The 19,431-nt window shown below is 65.7% G+C and carries 17 protein-coding genes; 10 read left to right on the top strand and 7 right to left on the bottom strand.

The window, feature by feature from the left end:
- Nucleotides 1-5: 5 nt before the first annotated feature.
- Complete coding sequence (locus tag AC1DT6_RS11650) at nt 6-1,139, top strand: hybrid sensor histidine kinase/response regulator (RefSeq protein ID WP_441626273.1); 1,134 nt, start codon at nt 6-8, stop codon at nt 1,137-1,139.
- Nucleotides 1,136-2,143, top strand: a complete 1,008-nt coding sequence (locus AC1DT6_RS11655; protein ID WP_441626275.1) for a response regulator — start codon at nt 1,136-1,138, stop codon at nt 2,141-2,143. Before AC1DT6_RS11650 ends, AC1DT6_RS11655 begins: the two co-directional genes overlap by 4 nt.
- A 108-nt stretch (nt 2,144-2,251) precedes the next feature.
- On the opposite strand, the gene secF is transcribed toward AC1DT6_RS11655, so the two are convergent.
- The 5 genes from secF to queA all read right to left on the bottom strand — a co-directional run bounded on the left by secF (nt 2,252) and on the right by queA (nt 8,177).
- The gene (secF, locus tag AC1DT6_RS11660; RefSeq protein ID WP_441626277.1) at nt 2,252-3,223 is read right to left on the bottom strand and encodes a protein translocase subunit SecF; all 972 of its coding nucleotides are present in this window, start codon (nt 3,221-3,223) and stop codon (nt 2,252-2,254) included.
- Between the two features lie 95 nt (nt 3,224-3,318).
- Nucleotides 3,319-5,190, bottom strand: a complete 1,872-nt coding sequence (gene secD / locus AC1DT6_RS11665; protein WP_441626279.1) for a protein translocase subunit SecD — start codon at nt 5,188-5,190, stop codon at nt 3,319-3,321.
- A 235-nt stretch (nt 5,191-5,425) separates the two neighbouring features.
- A complete protein-coding gene (yajC, locus tag AC1DT6_RS11670) occupies nt 5,426-5,755 on the bottom strand; it encodes a preprotein translocase subunit YajC (protein WP_035867491.1) in 330 nt (109 codons plus the stop codon).
- A 197-nt stretch (nt 5,756-5,952) separates the two neighbouring features.
- Complete coding sequence (gene tgt / locus AC1DT6_RS11675; protein WP_441626281.1) at nt 5,953-7,083, bottom strand: tRNA guanosine(34) transglycosylase Tgt; 1,131 nt, start codon at nt 7,081-7,083, stop codon at nt 5,953-5,955.
- A 47-nt stretch (nt 7,084-7,130) separates the two neighbouring features.
- On the bottom strand, nt 7,131-8,177 hold the full coding sequence (gene queA, locus AC1DT6_RS11680; RefSeq protein ID WP_477102535.1) for a tRNA preQ1(34) S-adenosylmethionine ribosyltransferase-isomerase QueA: 1,047 nt from the start codon (nt 8,175-8,177) through the stop codon (nt 7,131-7,133).
- Between the two features lie 184 nt (nt 8,178-8,361).
- Here queA and recG point away from each other — a divergent pair, with 184 nt between their 5' ends.
- The 6 genes from recG (at nt 8,362) to ubiA (ending at nt 15,389) form a co-directional block, all read left to right on the top strand.
- Complete coding sequence (gene recG / locus AC1DT6_RS11685) at nt 8,362-10,569, top strand: ATP-dependent DNA helicase RecG (protein WP_441626283.1); 2,208 nt, start codon at nt 8,362-8,364, stop codon at nt 10,567-10,569.
- A gap of 126 nt (nt 10,570-10,695) precedes the next feature.
- Nucleotides 10,696-11,649 carry a LysR substrate-binding domain-containing protein gene (locus tag AC1DT6_RS11690; protein ID WP_035867485.1) on the top strand — a complete coding sequence of 318 codons (954 nt, stop codon included), beginning with the start codon at nt 10,696-10,698 and terminating at the stop codon, nt 11,647-11,649.
- A 461-nt stretch (nt 11,650-12,110) separates the two neighbouring features.
- Complete coding sequence (locus tag AC1DT6_RS11695; protein WP_441626286.1) at nt 12,111-13,556, top strand: catalase; 1,446 nt, start codon at nt 12,111-12,113, stop codon at nt 13,554-13,556.
- A gap of 68 nt (nt 13,557-13,624) precedes the next feature.
- Nucleotides 13,625-13,837 carry a hypothetical protein gene (locus tag AC1DT6_RS11700; protein WP_441626288.1) on the top strand — a complete coding sequence of 71 codons (213 nt, stop codon included), beginning with the start codon at nt 13,625-13,627 and terminating at the stop codon, nt 13,835-13,837.
- A 78-nt stretch (nt 13,838-13,915) separates the two neighbouring features.
- The gene (locus AC1DT6_RS11705) at nt 13,916-14,401 is read left to right on the top strand and encodes a Dps family protein (protein ID WP_035867478.1); all 486 of its coding nucleotides are present in this window, start codon (nt 13,916-13,918) and stop codon (nt 14,399-14,401) included.
- A 130-nt stretch (nt 14,402-14,531) separates the two neighbouring features.
- Nucleotides 14,532-15,389, top strand: a complete 858-nt coding sequence (gene ubiA, locus AC1DT6_RS11710) for a 4-hydroxybenzoate octaprenyltransferase (RefSeq protein WP_045237594.1) — start codon at nt 14,532-14,534, stop codon at nt 15,387-15,389.
- A gap of 45 nt (nt 15,390-15,434) precedes the next feature.
- On the opposite strand, the gene proC is transcribed toward ubiA, so the two are convergent.
- On the bottom strand, nt 15,435-16,259 hold the full coding sequence (gene proC, locus AC1DT6_RS11715; RefSeq protein ID WP_441626291.1) for a pyrroline-5-carboxylate reductase: 825 nt from the start codon (nt 16,257-16,259) through the stop codon (nt 15,435-15,437).
- A 47-nt stretch (nt 16,260-16,306) separates the two neighbouring features.
- Nucleotides 16,307-17,074, bottom strand: a complete 768-nt coding sequence (locus tag AC1DT6_RS11720) for a YggS family pyridoxal phosphate-dependent enzyme (protein WP_477102526.1) — start codon at nt 17,072-17,074, stop codon at nt 16,307-16,309.
- Nucleotides 17,075-17,137: 63 nt separating this feature from the next.
- Between AC1DT6_RS11720 and AC1DT6_RS11725 the strand changes: the two genes are divergently transcribed.
- A complete protein-coding gene (locus tag AC1DT6_RS11725; protein ID WP_035867472.1) occupies nt 17,138-18,181 on the top strand; it encodes a type IV pilus twitching motility protein PilT in 1,044 nt (347 codons plus the stop codon).
- 34 nt (nt 18,182-18,215) lie between these two features.
- Nucleotides 18,216-19,355 (top strand): PilT/PilU family type 4a pilus ATPase, encoded by a 1,140-nt coding sequence (locus AC1DT6_RS11730; protein ID WP_441626295.1) that lies wholly within the window; start codon nt 18,216-18,218, stop codon nt 19,353-19,355.
- Nucleotides 19,356-19,431: the final 76 nt, after the last annotated feature.

The following is a 19,431-nucleotide window of genomic DNA, read 5'->3' on the forward strand; positions in this document are numbered from 1 at the left end:
GCGTCATGAGCGATGCCCGGCAACCGAAGCTTACCGTCCTCTACGTCGATGACGAGGAGATGGCATGCAAGTACTTCGCCCGCGCGGTTGGCACGGAGTACGAGGTGCTGGTCGCCAGCGGCGCCGATGAGGCAATCGTCGTCCTGCGCCGGGAGAGCGCGCGCGTCGCCGTGCTGGTGACGGATTTCCGCATGCCAGGCCGTAATGGCGGCGACCTGCTGCGACAGGTGGCGCTCGAGTACCCGCAGATCGTCCGCATCCTGGTGACCGCCTATGCGGACAAAGACATGCTGTTGCAGACGGTCAACACCGGCGAGGTGTTCCGCATCCTGGAGAAGCCCCTCGAACTGGGGCAGGTGCGCGAGACGCTGCGACTGGCGGCGGAACGTTACCGCGAGCGTTCGGTGCGCCACCAGCGCCTGATGGCGATCGACGAGACGCTCGCCTTTCTCGCCCATGAACTGAATACACCGCTGGCGGCGATCGCAAATTTTGCCCGCGGCATCGAAAGCCGGATCGCGGCGGAATACAATCCGCAGCGCCAGAGCGAGATCGGCCAGGCGGCAACGTCGATGCACGACAACGCGCAGTATTGCCTGGCCGTGATTTCGTCTTTCCTGCAGTCGGTGCGCAGCAGCGGGGGCCGGCCCAGCACGCAGCCCAATGCCAGCCGGGAAGTGACTGCCGGCGCCCTGATCGCCGCGCTGCTCGATACCTACCCGTTCGCGGGGCCGCAGCGCGAGTGGGTGCAGGTCGAGATGCAAGACGACTTTGCCGTGCGCACGCTGCCCAATTGCGTGGCGCTGGTCTTGTCGTCGCTGCTGTCCAACTCGCTGCGCGCCCTCGATGGCGTCGCCGCGCCGTCGCTGCGCTTCGTGGTGGCGGCCGAGCCCGAGGCCGCGATCCGCATTTGCGACAACGGCCCGGGCATACCGCCGGAAGTGATGGGGCGCCTGCTGGTGGACCCGGTCACCACCCATGCGAATACGGGTGGCAACGGGCTGGGCATGATTTTCTGCAACCGTGTCATGCAGTCTTTCGGTGGCGGCATCCGGATCGAGTCGACGTCCGGTGCGGGCACCACCGTAACACTGGATTTTCCAAATACCAAGAGTCGAATGCACAGGAGTAATCGATGAACGAACCGAATGCCACGCAGGCACCATCACCGGCGATTCTGTTCGTCGATGACGAGGCGACGGCCGTCAAGTATTTCCAGCGTGCCATCGGAGCCCTGGCGCCGGTCGTGACCGGCGGCTCGGTGGAAGAAGGCAAGGCGCTGCTGGATGCGCACGCCGACAGCCTGGCGGTCCTGGTCTCCGACCAGCGGATGCCAGGCGAGTACGGCAACGAACTGCTGCGCTACGCGCGCGAGCGCTATCCGCATATCGTGCGGATCCTGACGACGGCCTACTCGGAGATCGAGCACACCGTCGCCGCGGTCAACGAAGGCCAGATCCACCGCTACATCAAGAAGCCGTGGGACATTACCGCGCTGCGCATGGAGCTCAAGCAGGCGCTGGAGATGGCAGGCCTGCGCAAGGAACGCGACCAGTTGCTGCGCGAGAAGCTGAGCGTGCTGCAAAGGCAGACCATCGCCGCGCGCATCGGCCTGATCCGCACGCTGTCGGCCAGCCTGATTGGCCCGGAGCGTTTCCAGCCGGTGGAAACCTACCTGGCTTCGGCCGCGCTGGCAGGCGTACAGAATCCCGAGCCGGACTGGCTGCTGATGGACTACGCCGACCTGGTGGCGGCGGAAAGCCGGCGCAGCGGCAGCTTCGGCTATGCGGTGGCGGCAAGGCTCGCGGGCCTGCGTACGCAATTCACCGGCCGTGGCGCGGGCGATGCTGTGGCGCTACTGGCCGAGACGCTGGCCGAGGCCGGCGGGGTGGACGTGGTGCGCCGGGATGGCGATGCCCTGGTGTGGATTCACGGTGCCGCGCTTGGCGAATACCTGGGCGAGCCGGTGGACAAGGAGGTCTCCGCGCGCCATGTGGCCTGGCTGGCCGGACTGCTGTGGCTGGATGAAGCCGGCGGGGCGCTGAAGGCCGTGCGCGAGGGCGGCTCGATCGTCTACCGCGCCGCCGAGCGCACGGCCGAGTTTTCCGCGGATCGCCTGGCGGTGTGGATCGAGCAGTTCTGACGCGCTGGCGACATACGGTGCCCGGATCGAAGCGGGCAGGCGCGGCAATGAAAAATGGGCACCCGAAGGTGCCCATTTTTCATTGACGGAGAATCCGTTGCGGGGCCGTCAGGCCTGCGCGCCGAAGTTCGGGTCGTCGCGGTCGACGTCGCCCGGCTTCTTCTCGCCCTTGACCAGGTCCTCGCGCTTGACGCCCAGCCACATGGCCAGCGCCGCGGCAACGAACACCGAGGAGTAGATGCCGAACAAGATGCCGACGGTCAGCGCCAGTGCGAAGTAGTGCAGGGTGGGGCCACCGAAGAAGAACATCGACAGCACCATCATTTCGGTCGAACCGTGGGTGATGATGGTCCGCGAGATGGTGCTGGTGATCGCGTTGTCGATGATCTCATGCGTGGTCATCTTGCGGTACTTGCGGAAGTTCTCGCGGATCCGGTCGAAGATCACGACCGATTCGTTGACCGAGTAGCCCAGCACCGCCAGGATCGCCGCCAGCACCGACAGGGAGAATTCCCACTGGAAGAAGGCGAAGAAGCCCAGGATGATCACCACGTCGTGCAGGTTGGCGATGATGCCGGCGACAGCGAACTTCCACTCGAAGCGGAACGACAGGTAGATCACGATGCCGGCCACCACGCACAGCAGCGCCAGCAGGCCGTCGGTGGCCAGTTCCTTGCCGACCTGCGGACCGACGAACTCGACACGCTGGAGCTTGACATCCGGTGCGGCGGCCTGCAGCGCGCCCATCACCTGCTCGCTCTGCTGGGCCGAGGTGACGGGCTTGCCGTCAGGGCCTTTTTGCAGCGGCAGGCGGATCATCACGTCGCGCGAGGTGCCGAAGTTCTGCACCTGCACGTCGCTGTAGCCCAGCTTGCCGACCTGGCCGCGGATATGCTCGAGATCGGCCGGCTGCTGGTAGTTGACCTCCATCACCGTGCCGCCCGTGAACTCGATCGACAGGTGCAGGCCCTTGTGCGCGAGGAAGAATACGGCGGCGGCAAACGTCAGGAAGGAAATCACGTTGAAGATCAACGCGTGCTTCATGAACGGAATGTCGCGCCGGATGCGGAAGAATTCCATGTTGAATCCTGTTTAATACGGCAGCTGTGCTGCTGTTTTGTACTGCAGGTCTATGCTGGTTGGCTGCCGCGCGCCCGGCGCGGCAGCCATGATGCTTACTTGGCGACGGTGCCCTGGCTGTCCGAGCCCGGCTTCCAGATCTGGCCGATCGCCACGCTCTGCAGCTTCTTCTTGCGACCGTACCAGAGGTTGACCAGGCCACGATTGAAGAACACCGCCGAGAACATCGAGGTCATGATGCCCAGGCAGTGCACCACGGCGAAGCCGCGCACAGGGCCGGAGCCGAAGGCCAGCAGCGCCAGGCCGGCGATCAGCGTGGTCACGTTCGAGTCCAGGATGGTGGCCCAGGCGCGGTCGAAGCCGACGGCGATTGCCATCTGCGGCGTAGCGCCCGCGCGCAGTTCCTCGCGGATACGTTCGTTGATCAGCACGTTGGCGTCGATGGCCATGCCGAGCACCAGCGCGATAGCGGCGATGCCGGGCAGCGTCAGCGTGGCCTGCAGCATCGACAGCACCGCCACCAGCAGCAGCAGGTTGACGGCCAGCGCGGCCACCGAGAACACGCCGAACAGCATGTAGTACAGCATCATGAAGACGGCAATGGCACCGAAGCCGTAGGCCACGGAGTCAAAACCCTTCTTGATGTTGTCCGCGCCCAGCGACGGGCCGATGGTGCGTTCCTCGATGATTTCCATCGGCGCGGCCAGCGAGCCGGCGCGCAGCAGCAGGGCCAGGTCGTTGGCGGCTTCGGTGGAGTAGGAGCCGGTGATCTGGAAGCTGGAGCCGAGTTCGGACTGGATGGTCGCGACAGTCAGGACCTCGCCCTTGCCCTTCTCGAACAGCACGATGCCCATCGGCTTGCCAATGTTCTCGCGCGAGACGTCGCGCAGCACGCGGCCGCCCTGGGCGTCGAGCTTGATGTTGACGGAGGGACGCTGGTTCTGGTCGAAGCCGGCCGAGGCGCTTTCAATGCGGTCGCCGGTGAAGATGACCTGCTTCTTGAGCACCACCGGGGCGCCGTTGCCCTGCGTGAACAGCTCGCTGCCGAAGGGGATCGGGTCGCCCGGACGCGGGTTGCGAGGTGCCTCGGGGTCCGCCAGGCGGGCTTCCAGCGTAGCGGTGCGGCCGATGATGTCCTTGGCCTTGGCGGTGTCCTGCACGCCCGGCAGCTGTACCACGATGCGGTCGGCGCCTTGCTGCTGGATCACCGGCTCGGCCACGCCGAGCTCGTTGACCCGGTTGTGCAGGGTGGTGATGTTCTGCTTGACCGCCGCATCCTGCACCGCCTTGCGGGCGGCCTCGGTGAATACGCCGGCGATGTTGCTGCCGTCCGGGGTGAACGCCAGCTCGCGCAGGCTATCGGCCAGGATGGCACGCGCCTTGGTGGCGTCGTCGGCGTTATTGAAGCGCACCGTCAGGCGATCGCCGTCGCGGTCGATGCCGCCATGGCGGATGCCCTTGTCGCGCAGCAACGTGCGGGCGTCGCCGGCGAGGCTGTCGAGCTTCTTGTCGACCGCGCCCTTCATGTCCACCTGCAGCAGGAAGTGCACGCCACCGCGCAGGTCCAGCCCCAGGTACATCGGCAGCGCGTGCATGGCGGTGAGCCAGCGCGGCGAACCCGACAACAGGTTGAGCGCGACCACGTAGGTGGCGTCACTGGGGTCCGGGTTGAGCGTGCGCGTCAGGATGTCCTTGGCCTTGAGCTGCTCGTCGGGCGTGCGGAAACGTGCCTTGACCGAGCCGGACTGGCCGTTCAGGTCGAAGAACATGCCGTCGGGCTGCAGGTTGTTCTGTGCCAGGATCTGCTCGATCTGCTTCTGCATGGCCAGGTCGATCTTGACCGTGGCCTTGGCGGAGGAGACCTGCACGGCAGGCGCCTCGCCGAAGAAGTTCGGCAGCGTATAGGTGATGCCGATGGCCAGCGCCACCAGGATCACGAGGTATTTCCAAAGCGGATAACGATTCATCTTTGGCCAGTCGTTCTTCGGTTGGCGGGGCCGACGTTACCGTCAGCAGGGAGGTCGGCACCACCGCACCGGTTGGCAAACAGCCGCCTGGCATCCACGGATAACCCGGGCTGGATCAGGCGGCTGCGGGGGCACGCGCGCTAAAGGCGTGCCGGGAAGGGCGAAAAAGCAGGCTAACGGGCGGGAGAGCGGTAAAAGCCGGAATATGGCAACGATCCACCCGCTATCGCGGTGCTCAGAGCGACTTCAGCGAGCCCTTGGGCAGCACCGTGGTGACCGCGCTCTTCTGCACCGTGATTTCGGTGCCCGCGGCGATTTCGAGGGTCACGTATTGCTCGTTGACCTTGGTGACGCGGCCAAGGATACCGCCGGCGGTGACCACTTCGTCATTCTTGGCCAGGGCTTCCATCATTGCCTTCGCTTCTTTCTGGCGCTTCATCTGCGGGCGGATCATGATGAACCACAGCACCGCGAACATCAGGATGATAGGCAGGAAACTCATCAGGCCACCCGCCGCGCCGCCGGTGACACCGGCAGTCTGGGCAAATGCGTTAGAAATCAGCACGTTGCTTCTCCGTCACAAAGTCAGTCAGTTAGTCGATCATTCTACCACCCGCTTGCAACCGCACTGCACGCCGGATAAGGGCAATTGCAGTGGTTTACGGGTTTGTTCGGAGCGCCTTGGGCGCCGCTTGCGGCAGCCGGGCACCGCTATTCGACCGGCGCCCGGCGGAAAGTTCACGCCGGCGCGCCGGGTGCGGCTCACTGCGGCCCGCGCGCGCGGTCGGCGGCGAACTGCAGGCGGAAGGCTTCGAAGCGGTGCTGCTCGATGGCTTCGCGCATTTCGGCCATCAGTTGCAGGTAGTAATGCAGGTTGTGGATGGTGTTCAGGCGCGCGCCGAGGATCTCGCCGACCCGGTGCAGGTGATGCAGATAAGCGCGCGAGAAGTTGCGGCAGGTATAGCAGCCGCAGCTCTCGTCCAGCGGCCGCGTGTCGTTGCGGTGGACGGCGTTCTTGATCTTGACGTCGCCGAAGCGGGTGAATAGCCAGCCGTTGCGGGCATTGCGGGTCGGCATCACGCAGTCGAACATGTCGACACCGGCCGCCACGCCCGCCACCAGGTCTTCCGGCGTGCCCACGCCCATCAGGTAGTGGGGCTTGTGGGCCGGCAGGCGCGGCGCCACGTGCTCCAGCACGCGCATCATGTCTTCCTTGGGCTCGCCAACGGACAGCCCGCCGATGGCGTAGCCGTGGAAGTCCAGTTCGGACAACCCGGCCAGCGACTCGTCGCGCAGGTCTTCGAACATGCCGCCCTGGACGATGCCAAACAGCGCGTTGGGGTTGGCCAGGCGCTTGAATTCGTCGATCGAACGCTTGGCCCAGCGCAGGCTCATGCGCATGGAAGTCGCCGCCTCCGCATGGGTGGCGGGACGGCCTTCGATCTCGTATGGCGTGCACTCGTCGAACTGCATCACGATGTCGGAGTTCAGCGTGCGCTGGATCTGCATCGAGATCTCGGGCGACAGGAACAGCTTGTCGCCGTTGACCGGCGAGGCGAAGGTCACGCCATCCTCGGTGATCTTGCGCAGCGCGCCCAGCGAAAACACCTGGAAGCCGCCCGAATCGGTCAGGATCGGCTTGTCCCAGCCCATGAAGCGGTGCAGGCCGCCGTGGGCCTCCACCACTTCCAAACCGGGGCGCAGCCACAGGTGGAAGGTGTTGCCCAGGATGATCTGCGAATTGATCTCGTTCAGTTCGAGCGGCGACATCGCCTTGACCGAACCGTAGGTGCCGACCGGCATGAAGATCGGGGTCTCGACCACGCCGTGGTTGAGGGTGACGCGGCCGCGGCGGGCGTTGCCGTCGGTGGTGAGCAGTTCGAAGTTGAGCATGGCTGGAATCGGGTTCGGGCAGTCGGTACGGAGCTGGCGCGGCGCGCTCAGGGCTGGGGCTGGCGCGTCAGCAGCATGGCGTCGCCGTAGCTGAAGAAGCGGTAGCGCTGCGCCACCGCATGGCGGTAAGCGGCGCGGATGGGCTCCACCCCGGCCAGCGCCGATACCAGCATCAGCAAGGTCGACTTGGGCAGGTGGAAGTTGGTGATGAGGGCATCCACCACGCGGAACCGGTAGCCCGGCGTGATGAAGATATCGGTGTCCCCGCGCCCGGCGGTCAGCGTGCCATCGGCAGTGCCGGCGGATTCCAGCGCGCGCAGCGAGGTGGTGCCGACCGCGATCACGCGGCCGCCGGCGGCGCGCGTGTCGCGCACGGCCTGGGCCAGTGCCTCGGACACCTCATACCACTCGGCGTGCATCTTGTGTTCGGCAAGGTTYTCGGTACGCACCGGCTGGAAGGTGCCGGCGCCCACGTGCAGGGTCAGGAAGCCGCGGCGCACGCCCAGCGCATCGAGCCGGGCGAACAGCGCCTCGTCGAAATGCAGGCCGGCGGTGGGGGCCGCCACCGCGCCGGGGGCGCGGGCGTAGACGGTCTGGTAACGGGTCTCGTCGAAGGCGTCCGGGTCGTGGGTGATATATGGCGGCAGCGGCAGGCGGCCGTGGCGCTCGATCAGGTCCAGCGCCGGCTCGGGGAAGGTGAGCGTGAAGAACTGGTCCACGCGCGGGCCCACGGTGACGTCGAAGGCATCCACCAGGCGCAGCTTGCTGCCCTCGGGCGGCGTCTTGGAGGCGCGCACCTGCGCCAGCACGGTATGACTGTCCAGCACCCGCTCGACCAGCACCTCGACCTTGCCGCCGCTGCCCTTGTGGCCGAAGAAGCGTGCCTTGATGACGCGCGTGTCGTTGAATACCAGCAGGTCGTTCGGGCGCAGGTAGCCGACGATATCGGCGAAAGTGCGGTCGGCCAGGCGGGTGGTGCCGTCCCGCGCGTCCGTATCCACCACCAGCAGCCGGCTTGCGCCGCGCTCCGGCAAGGCGGTCTGGGCGATCAGTTCGGGCGGCAGTTCAAAGTCGAAGTCGGACAGCGTCAGCATCATGGGGGCAAAAACGGCCACTGGCCGCGCGGTGGCGCGGCCGGCATAGGTACAATCGGCGAATCCGATATTGTAAGGCTTGGGGCAGCACGGCCGCCCGGGCGCGCATGATATCGCCTATTTGCGCCACCCTCCCTTGCCGCCAGGCATGAACCCCGACCCGAATCCGTAGCCACGCCGCCCGATGCCAGGAACCGCTCCCGACCCGATCCCGGAAACCACCGACAGCCTGCCCGCGGCGCCCGCCGGGGACAAGGCCGGCCGGCCGGGCAAGGGGCCGGGGGCCGCCAAAGGTGCCGCCGGCAAGCCGTCCTCGGCCATGGCGCGCTTGCATAAGCTTGGCCTCAAGCGCGACGTTGACATGGTGCTGCACCTGCCGATGCGCTATGAGGACGAGACCACGCTGCTGCCGATCGCCGATGCCATCCGCCGCGCGGGCCTGGGCCTGGCGGTGCAGGTCGAGGGCGTGGTCACGTCCAATGAGGTGAGCTTCCGCCCGCGCCGCCAGCTGGTGGTCAAGATCGCCGACGATACCGGCGAGCTGACGCTGCGCTTTCTGAATTTCTACGGCAGCCAGGCCCAGCAGATGGCCGAAGGCACCTGCCTGCGCGTGCGCGGCGAACTGCGCGGCGGTGGCTTCTTCGGCGCGGAGATGGTCCATCCCACCGTGCGCCCGGTGACGCCAGGCGAGGCGCTGCCCGATAGATTGACGCCGGTGTACCCGAGTACCGCGGGCATTCCGCAGACCTACTTGCGCAAGGCCATCGGCGGGGCGCTTTCGCGCACGCCGCTGCCCGAGACCCTGCCATTGCCGGTCCTGAAAGGTCCGCTCGCGCAGCTCAGGCTGCAGCCATTGCCGGATAGTCTGCGCCTGCTGCACTCGCCGCCGCAGGATGTCGATGAAGCCGCGCTGATCGAGCGCTCGCACCCGGCCTGGCAGCGCATCAAGTTTGACGAACTGCTGGCGCAGCAACTCTCGCTCAAGCGCTCCCAGGCGGCGCGGCGCGACAAGAGCGCGCCGCCCATGCCGCGCCGCGCCGGCGGCCTGCTGACGGCCTTCCTGGCGGCGCTGCCGTTCAAGCTGACCGGCGCCCAGCAGCGCGTGGTGGAAGAGATCGCCAGGGACATGGGCGCGCCCCATCCGATGCACCGACTCCTGCAGGGCGACGTCGGCAGCGGCAAGACCATTGTCGCGGCGCTGGCGGCCTGCCAGGCCATCGACGCCGGCTACCAGGCCGCGCTGATGGCGCCCACTGAAATCCTSGCCGAGCAGCACTACCGCAAGCTTTCCGCGTGGCTGGAGCCGCTTGGCGTGACCGTGGTGTGGCTGGCCGGCAGCCTGAAGGCGCGCGCCAAGCGCGAGGCGGCGGCGCAGGTCGAGTCCGGCGAAGCCAAACTGGCCATCGGCACCCACGCGCTGATCCAGGACAGCGTCAAGTTTGCGCGCCTGGGTTTGTCGGTGGTGGATGAGCAGCATCGCTTCGGCGTGGCCCAGCGCCTGGCGCTGCGCGGCAAGGCGGAGCCCGATGCGGCAGCGCCGCCGGACAAGGCCGGCAAGGCCGCCGAGACCGTGCCGCATCAGCTGATGATGTCGGCCACGCCGATCCCGCGCACGCTGGCAATGACTTACTACGCCGATCTCGACGTCTCGGTGATCGACGAGCTGCCGCCCGGCCGCACCCCGGTGGTGACGCGGCTGGTCAACGACGCGCGCCGCGACGAGGTGATCGAGCGCGTGCACCATGCCGCCGCCGATGGCCGGCAGGTCTACTGGGTGTGCCCGCTGATTGAAGAGAGCGAGGCGCTGCAGTTGCAGACCGCCGTGGAAACCTACGAGACCCTGGTGGCCGCCTTGCCGGAGCTCAAGGTAGGTCTGGTGCACGGGCGCTTGCCGCCGGCGGATAAGGCTGCCGTGATGGAAGACTTCACGGCCAACCGCCTGCAGGTGCTGGTAGCCACCACCGTGATCGAGGTGGGGGTGGACGTGCCAAACGCCTCGCTGATGGTGATCGAGCACGCCGAGCGATTCGGCCTGGCGCAGCTGCACCAGTTGCGCGGCCGGGTGGGGCGGGGCAGCGCGGAATCGGTCTGCCTGCTGATGTACCAGGCGCCGCTGTCGCCCACCGGGCGCGAGCGCCTGGCGACCATGCGCGAGACCACCGACGGCTTCGAGATTGCCAGGCGCGACCTGCAGATACGCGGCCCCGGCGAGTTCCTCGGCGCGCGCCAGTCCGGCGAGGCGATGCTGCGCTTCGCCGATCTCAACACCGACGCCTGGCTGGTCGACTATGCCCAGGAGGCGGCGGAACTGATGCTGACCCGCTATCCGGAGGCGGTGGAGGCGCACCTGCTGCGCTGGCTGGGCGGCAGGGAGCATTTCCTGAAGGCCTGAGGCAAAGGGCAGCATGCTTCGCATGGGCGCGCGGCGGCAAGTATCGCCTGCGCCGCATTGCCCTTCATCTCTGACAGAACCCCGAATCGAAGGTAAAATCTATCGCCTAATGGAAATTGATAAGTCATGACGCTCACCGAACTCAAGTACATCGTCGCCGTGGCGCGCGAGCGCCATTTCGGCCGGGCGGCCGAAGCCTGCTTCGTGTCGCAGCCGACGTTGTCGGTGGCCATCAAGAAGCTGGAAGACGAACTCAACGTGCAGATCTTCGAGCGAGGCACTTCCGAGGTCTCGGTGACGCCGATCGGTGAGCAGATCGTGGCGCAGGCCCAGCGCGTGCTGGAGCAGACCATGGCCATCCGCGAGATCGCCAAGCAGGGCAAGGACCCGCTGGCCGGGCCGTTGCGCCTCGGCGTGATTTACACCATCGGGCCCTACCTGCTGCCCGCGCTGGTCAAGGAAATGATCCAAACCGTGCCGCAGATGCCGCTGATGCTGCAGGAGAACTACACGGTCAAGCTGATCGAGTTGCTCAAGCAAGGCGAGATCGACTGCGCCATCATGGCCGAACCCTTCGCCGATTCCGGCCTGACCGTGCAGCCGCTGTACGACGAGCCCTTCGTGGTAGCGGTGCCGCGCGGTCACCATCTGGAAAACGCCAGCCATGTTGACCCCGACGAACTGAAGCAGCAGACCATGCTGCTCCTGGGTAGCGGGCACTGCTTCCGTGACCAGGTGCTGGGCGTGTGCCCCGAGTTGTCGCGCTTTTCCCAGGCGGCCGACGGCATCCAGAAGACCTTTGAAGGTTCCTCGCTGGAAACCATCCGGCATATGGTGGCAAGTGGTGTCGGCATCACTGTGCTGCCGCGCACGTCAGTACCGGATCTCAAGTCCGGCAAGAACGACCTGTTGGCTTACGTGCCCTTCACCGACCCGGTGCCCGACCGGCGCGTGGTCCTGGCCTGGCGCAAGAGCTTTACCCGGCTGCCCGCCATGGAAGCGCTGCGCCGCGCCGTGACCGCCTGCGACCTGCCCGGGGTCAGCATGCTGGCTGCCAAGGAACTGGCCAAGGCGGCCTGACCTGCCCCGCTGGCTGCCCGTCCTCGCGCCGGGGATCGGTCATGCCATGCTGCCAGCGCGCAGTCGCTGGCAGCGTCATCGCCCATCTTTGCCCACCTCCGTTTTTTTCCGCCGTCGATTTTTGTAACTTCACTGTGCCTTTGCCGTGTGCCATGCTGGCGTGCGCGGGAAATAGGCATGCTCTATTCCATAGTTAGAAATAATTGAATTTTTTATTCGATAGTTAATCCGTACACTTCCTGTATCGGCGCACTGCGCGCGGTTACCCACAAGGAGTCGTACATGACCGGCACGGATCCCAACCCAGTCAGCCCTGTCGCCGCGGGAGACATCCTGGGCGCGCTGGCGAGCTGTGTGGCCGACTGTCTTGCCAGTTACGCCACGGTGTACTGAAATAACCCGGCGGTTCCCAACTCCCGCCCCAGCCCAACTCCCGATTTACCCCACGAAAAGAGGTCAAGATGAGCAAGGACAAGGACACTCTCACCACCGCCGCCGGCGCCCCGGTTGCCGACAACCAGAACTCGCTGACCGCCGGCCCGCGCGGCCCGATGCTGCTTCAGGACGTGTGGTTCCTGGAAAAGCTCGCCCACTTCGACCGCGAGGTGATTCCCGAGCGGCGCGTGCACGCCAAGGGCTCAGGCGCCCACGGCACCTTTACCGTCACGCATGACATCACGCGCTTCACCAAGGCATCGGTGTTCGGCAGCGTCGGCAAGCAGACGCCGATCTTCATCCGTTTTTCCACGGTGGCGGGCGAGCGCGGCGCGGCCGATGCCGAGCGCGATGTGCGCGGTTTCTCGGTCAAGTTCTACACGGACGAAGGCAACTGGGACGTGGTTGGCAACAACACGCCGGTGTTCTTCGTGCGCGATCCGCTGAAGTTCCCCGATTTCATCCACACGCAGAAACGCAATCCGCGCACCAACCTGCGCGACCCCATCGCGGTGTGGGACTTCTGGTCGCGCCACCCTGAATCGCTGCACCAGGTCACCATCCTGATGAGCGACCGTGGCCTGCCGCAGAACTATCGCCAGATCCATGGCTTTGGCTCGCATACCTTTTCGTTTCTCAACGCAGCCAACGAACGCTTCTGGGTGAAGTTCCACTTCAAGTCGCAGCAGGGCATTGCCAACTGGACCAACGAGGAAGCCGCCAAGGTGGTGGCGGGCGATCGCGAAAGCGCGCAGCGCGACCTGTTCGAGAACATCGAAAAGGGTAACTTCCCGCGCTGGAATGTGCGCGTGCAGGTCATGCCCGARGCCGATGCGGCCAAGTACCACATCAACCCGTTCGACCTGACCAAGGTGTGGCCACACAAGGACTATCCGCTGATCGACGTCGGCGTGCTGGAGCTTAACCGCAACCCGGACAATTACTTCGCCGAAGTGGAGCAGGTGGCGATGAACCCGTCCAACGTGGTGCCGGGCATCGGCTTCTCGCCCGACAAGATGCTGCAGGGCCGGCTGTTCTCATATGGCGACACGCAGCGCTATCGCCTGGGCGTGAACCACAACCAGATTCCGGTGAACGCGCCCAAGTGCCCGTTCCACAATACGTTCCACCGCGACGGCGCGATGCGCGTGGACGGCAACCAGGGCGGCAAGCTCAACTACGAGCCCAACCGCGAGGGCGCCTACGCCGCCAGCGAGCGCGCCGCCGAGCCGCCGCTAGCCGTGGATGGCGCGGCGGACCGTTGGGACCACCGTGTGGACACCGACTATTACAGCCAGCCGGGCGCGCTGTTCCGCCTGTTCAATGAGGGCCAGCGCCAGCAGCTGTTCTCGAACATCGCGGCAGCCATGCAAGGGGTGCCGGAAGAGATCGTGCGGGTGCAACTGGAGCACTTCACCAAGGCCGATCCGGCCTACGGCGAAGGCGTCAGGCGCGCCCTCAACCTGAAGTAAGGCAGCAAGGGCATCGGGTGGTCCCGCGCCAGCGGCGCCACCCGATGCACCAGGCAAGGAGAAGCATCATGGCTATGTTCAGCATGTTCATCGGTGAGTTGCAGCAAATGCGGCAAGTGCGGCAAGTGCAGCAAGACGCTGGCGACGGCTCCCGCGGCGGCGACGCGGCGCGCCTGCAGCGCAAGCTGTGGCGCACGGAAATCGGGCTGGCGGTGATCGCCCTGGGTGCTGTCCCGATGTTCCTGGACGCGGCCACGAGTTTGTCCGGATTTACCCGGTGATGCCATAATGTGCGGGTTGTGCCGCGTCGCCAGGCGCGGCAGTCACTGTGGCCACCCCCAGACTGGAGCGTACCTATCATGGCAAAGAAGAATGAGATGAGCGTGAATATCGGCATTTCCGACAAAGAGCGCAAGAAGATCGCGGAAGGCCTGTCCAAGTTGCTGGCGGATACCTACACGCTTTATCTCAAGACCCATAACTTTCACTGGAACGTGACGGGTCCGATGTTCAACACGCTGCACCTGATGTTCGAGACGCAGTACACCGAACTGGCGTTGGCCGTCGACTCCATCGCGGAGCGTATCCGCGCGCTGGGCTACCCGGCACCGGGCACCTACAAGGAATACGCCCGCCTGTCGTCGATCCCCGAGGAAGAGGGCGTGCCCGAAGCCACCGAGATGATCCGCAAGCTGGTCGAAGGCCAGGAGGCCGTGGTGCGCACCGCGCGCTCGCTGTTCCCGGTGATCGATGCGGCAGGCGACGAACCCTCGGCCGACCTGCTGACCCAGCGCATGCAGACGCACGAAAAGACCGCGTGGATGCTGCGCTCGATGCTGGCCTGATGGCCTGAATCGACGCCGCCGGCGGCACGATGTGCTGCCGGCCATGCGCGCCGCGCCCTGGCCGGGACGCGGCGCGTTTTTCGTTTATTGTCCTTGCCTTGCCCCGTACCGAGGTACGCGGGCCACTACCATGTTTGAACGCTTAGCCCTGTACGCGCGCCTGGTGCGCATCGACAAGCCCATCGGCACGCTGCTGCTGCTGTGGCCCACGCTGTGGGCATTGTGGATGGCCACGGGCGGGCCGCCGGCGTGGCACTTGTTTTGGATCTTCTTTGTCGGTACCTTCCTGATGCGATCGGCCGGTTGCGCGATGAACGACTGGGCCGACCGYGACTTCGACAAGCATGTGAAGCGGACCAAGGAACGGCCGTTGACTGCCGGCAAGATCGCGGCTTGGGAAGCGGTGATGGTGGCGGTGGTGCTGGCGCTCGCGGCCTTCGCGTTGATCACGCCGCTCAATGCGCTGACCAAGTGGCTGGCGGTGGTGGCCGCGGTGCTGGCCGGCACCTATCCGTTCTTCAAGCGCTTCTTTGCCATCCCGCAGGCCTACCTCGGCATTGCCTTCGGCTTCGGCATCCCGATGACGTTCGCCGCGGTCCAGGACCATGTGCCCGCCGTGGCATGGGTGATGCTGCTGGCCAATGTGTTCTGGGCGGTGGCCTACGACACCGCTTATGCCATGGTGGACCGGGATGACGATCTGCTACTGGGCATGAAGACTTCGGCCATCACGTTCGGGCGCTTCGATGTGGCCGCCATCATGATTTGCTATGCGGTGTTTCTTGGGCTGATGGCTTGGGCTGGCGCGCAGTTCGGACTGGGCTGGCCATACTGGCTTGGGCTGGCAGCCGCGGCGGGATGCGCGCTGTATCACTACACGCTGATTCGCGATCGCGATCGCATGCGCTGCTTCGCCGCGTTCCGGCACAACAACTGGCTGGGAGCTTGTGTGTTTGCCGGAACGGCGGTGGCATACGCGCTGCGTTGAGGGGAGTGGGCGGGCGCTCCCTATGCCGTCGTGCCTGAAAAAACGTCAGTCCTTCCCGAACTCCGCCCCCATCTCCGTAGCCCGCGCCGCGGCGGCATGCATCGCTTTGACGAAAGCCTCGCCGATGCCGGCGGTTTGCATCGCGGTGAGCGCCGCATATGTCGTACCGCCCTTGGACGTCACGCGCTCGCGCAACAGGCTGACAGGCTCCTCGGACTGCGCCGCCAGCACCGCCGCGCCGCGGAAGGTTTCCACCGCCAGCGCGCGTCCCTGGCTGGCGGTGAGGCCGAGTTCCGAGGCGGCTTTTTCCATCGCTTCGATGAAATAAAAGACATAGGCCGGGCCGCTGCCGGAGATGGCGGTGACCGCGTCGATCTGCGCGTCGCCTTCCACCCACTCGCATTTACCCACGGCTTCAGCCAGCGCGCCGGCAATCTCGCGGTCCCGCTGCGCCAGGCCGGGCACGGCGGCCAGGCCGGTCATGCCCATGCCGGCCAGCGCCGGCGTGTTCGGCATGGCGCGCACCAGGCGGGTGCGGCCGCCAAACCAGCGCTGCATATCGGCCAGGCGGATGCCAGCCGCCACGCTGACGATCAGGTTGTCGCCCAGGTACGGCAGCAAAGATGCCGCCGCGTCGCGGAACTGCTGCGGCTTGACCGCCAGCACGAGCACATCGCTGGCGCCGAAGGCCGCATCCGGCGCGCCTGCGGCATGCACCCCCAGGTCGCGCCGCAGGCGCGCCTGGGCTTCCTCGAAAGGATCGACCACGCGGATCGAAGTGGCCGGCACGCCCCGGGCGATCAGGCCGCCGATCAGGGCCGTGGCCATATTGCCGCCGCCAAGGAAGCCAAAGGTGAGGGTGTTGAGCATGGGTGTCTCTTGCAGGGAGTGTTCTGGGAAGAAGTGATGCCGGCGTTCTAGCCGTGCGTAATGGGCGCTGCGGGCGTTGTCGCAGCAGAGGCTGTCTCGGCGGCCCCGGATGCAGGCGCTGCGGCATAGTCGCGCGCGCCGAAAATGGCGGTGCCGATGCGCACCAGGGTGGCGCCCTCGGCAATGGCGGCTTCCATGTCGGCAGACATGCCCATCGACAACGTGTCCACGTCCAGCCCGTCCGCGCGCAGGGCATCGAGCAGCGCGCGCAGCGCGGCGAAGGGCCGGCGCTGGGCCGCTACCTCGGCAACGGCTTCGGGAATCGCCATCAGGCCGCGCAGCCGCAGGCCGGGCAGTGCCGCCACGGCGCGCGCCAGCACCGGCACTTCGTCGGGCGTCACGCCGCTCTTGCTGGCTTCTCCGCTGATATTGACCTGCAGGCAAACTTGCAGCGGCGCCATGCCGGCGGGCCGCTGCGCCGACAGGCGCTCGGCGATGCGCAGGCGGTCGATGGCGTGGACCCAGTCGAAATGCTCGGCCACGGCACGTGTCTTGTTGCTTTGCAGGGGGCCGATGAAATGCCAGCACAACTCGCCGCGCAGGTCGGCAAGCCGGGCGATCTTGTCCAGGCCTTCCTGTACGTAGTTCTCGCCAAAGGCGCGCTGGCCCGCATCGAAGGCAGCCCGTACGTCGGCGGCGGGGAAGGTCTTGGAAACCGCCAGAAGCGCGACTTCACCGGCCGGTCGCCCGGCCTGTTGTGCGGCTGCCGCGATGCGCCGGTTGACGGCTTGCAAGTTGGCGGCGATTACAGACATAATCCGGCGAACATATCAAGAAGTACAACAAAGTACGACAATAATAGGGTGGGGTCATTATAGATGGACATCGCGCAGCTATTAGCTTTCGCCGTCAAGAACAAGGCGTCCGATCTCCATCTCTCGGCAGACATGCCGCCGATGGTGCGTATCCACGGCGACATGCGCCGCATCAACGTAGCGGCGATGGGCCACAAGGATGTCCACGCCCTCGTGTACGACATCATGAGCGACACCCAGCGCAAGCAGTATGAAGAGCGGCTGGAAATCGATTTCTCCTTCGAGATCTCCGGCCTCTCGCGCTTCCGGGTCAATGCATACAATACGCAGCGCGGGGCGGCCGCGGTGTTCCGGACCATTCCCTCCAAGGTTCTGACGCTGGAAGACCTGCGCGCGCCGGCGGTATTCGCCGACCTCTGCATGAAGCCGCGCGGCCTGGTGCTGGTGACCGGCCCGACCGGTTCAGGCAAGTCCACCACGCTGGCGGCGATGGTGGACCACCGCAACGATCACGACATGGGCCACATCCTCACCGTGGAAGACCCGATCGAGTTCGTGCACACGTCCAAGAAGAGCCTGATCAACCAGCGCGAGCTGGGGCCGCACACGCACTCCTTCGCCAACGCGCTGCGCTCCGCCTTGCGCGAGGATCCCGACGTGGTGCTGGTGGGCGAACTGCGCGACCTGGAAACCATCCGGCTGGCGCTGACCGCCGCGGAAACCGGCCACCTGGTATTTGCCACGCTGCATACCAGTTCGGCAGCCAAGACCATCGACCGGATCGTCGACGTGTTCCCGCCCGAAGAGAAAGACATGGTGCGCACCATGCTGTCGGAGTCGCTCGAAGCGGTGATCTCGCAAACGCTGCTCAAGACGCGTGACGGCAATGGCCGTACCGCGGCGCACGAGATCATGATCGCCACGCCGGCGATCCGCCATCTGATTCGCGAGAACAAGATCGCGCAGATGTACTCGATGATGCAGACCAGCAGTGGGCTTGGCATGCAGACGCTGGACCAGTGCCTGTCGGACCTGATCAAGCGCGGGCTGATCAGCTACAACGACGCACGCGCCACCGCCAAGAACCCCGATTCCTTCACGGGCTGAGGCGAGTCCGCCGCATCCAAACCAGGACAACGCCATGCTCGATCGAGAATCCGCCGCCAAGTACATCAACGACCTGCTTGTGCTGATGGTCGGCAACCGCGGCTCGGACCTGTTCATCACCGCGGATTTTCCGCCCGCGATCAAGGTCGACGGCAAGATCACGCCGGTGTCGCAGCAGCCGCTCAATCCCACCCAGGCGCTCGGGCTGGTGCGCTCGATCATGAATGAGCGCCAGGCGGGCGAGTTCGAGGGCAGCCGCGAGTGCAACTTTGCCATCTCCGCGTCCAATGCCGGGCGCTTCCGGGTCTCGGCCTTTATCCAGCAGGGCAAGGCGGGCATGGTGGTGCGTACCATCAATACGCGCATTCCCTCGGTGGAAGATCTTGACCTGCCGCAGGCGCTGCATGACATCGTGATGTCCAAGCGCGGCCTGGTGATCGTTACCGGTGCCACCGGCTCGGGCAAGTCGACTTCGTTGGCGGCCATGCTCGACCATCGCAACGCGCATTCCTACGGCCACATCATCACCATCGAGGACCCGATCGAATACGTGCACGCGCACCAGAACTGCATCGTCACGCAGCGCGAGGTCGGCATCGATACCGAGTCCTGGCACGTGGCCCTGAAGAACACCCTGCGCCAGGCACCCGACGTGATCCTGATCGGCGAAATCCGCGATCGCGAAACCATGGAATACGCGATGCAGTATGCGGAAACGGGCCACCTGTGCCTGGCCACGCTGCACGCCAACAACGCCAACCAGGCCATCGACCGTGTGGTCAATTTCTTCCCCGAGGAAAAGCGCCAGCAGTTGCTGATCGACCTGTCGCTCAACCTGAAGGCGATGGTGTCGCAGCGGCTGTTGCCGCGCAAGGGGCAGAAGGGCCGCGTGCCAGCGGTGGAAATCATGATCGGCACGCCGCTGGTGGCCGACCTGATCTTTAAGGGCGAGATCCACGCGTTGAAGGAAGTCATCAAGAAATCGCGCGAGCAGGGGATGGTCTCGTTCGACCAGGCGTTGTTCGACCTGTACGAGGCCGGCAAGATCAGCTACGAAGACGCGCTGCGCAACGCCGACTCGCTCAACGACCTGCGGCTGATGATCAAGCTGCACGGCACCATGGACCGCGAGACCGACCTCGGCGCCGGCACCGAACATCTGAATGTGATCTGATCTGCCGCCAGCGCGGCGCTTGCGGCTCTAGTACACTGTCCGCGCCGCCGGCACCCCGCCGCGCCATGAGAGGAGC

The sequence above is a fragment of the Cupriavidus sp. 01L45 genome, assembly GCF_056399885.1.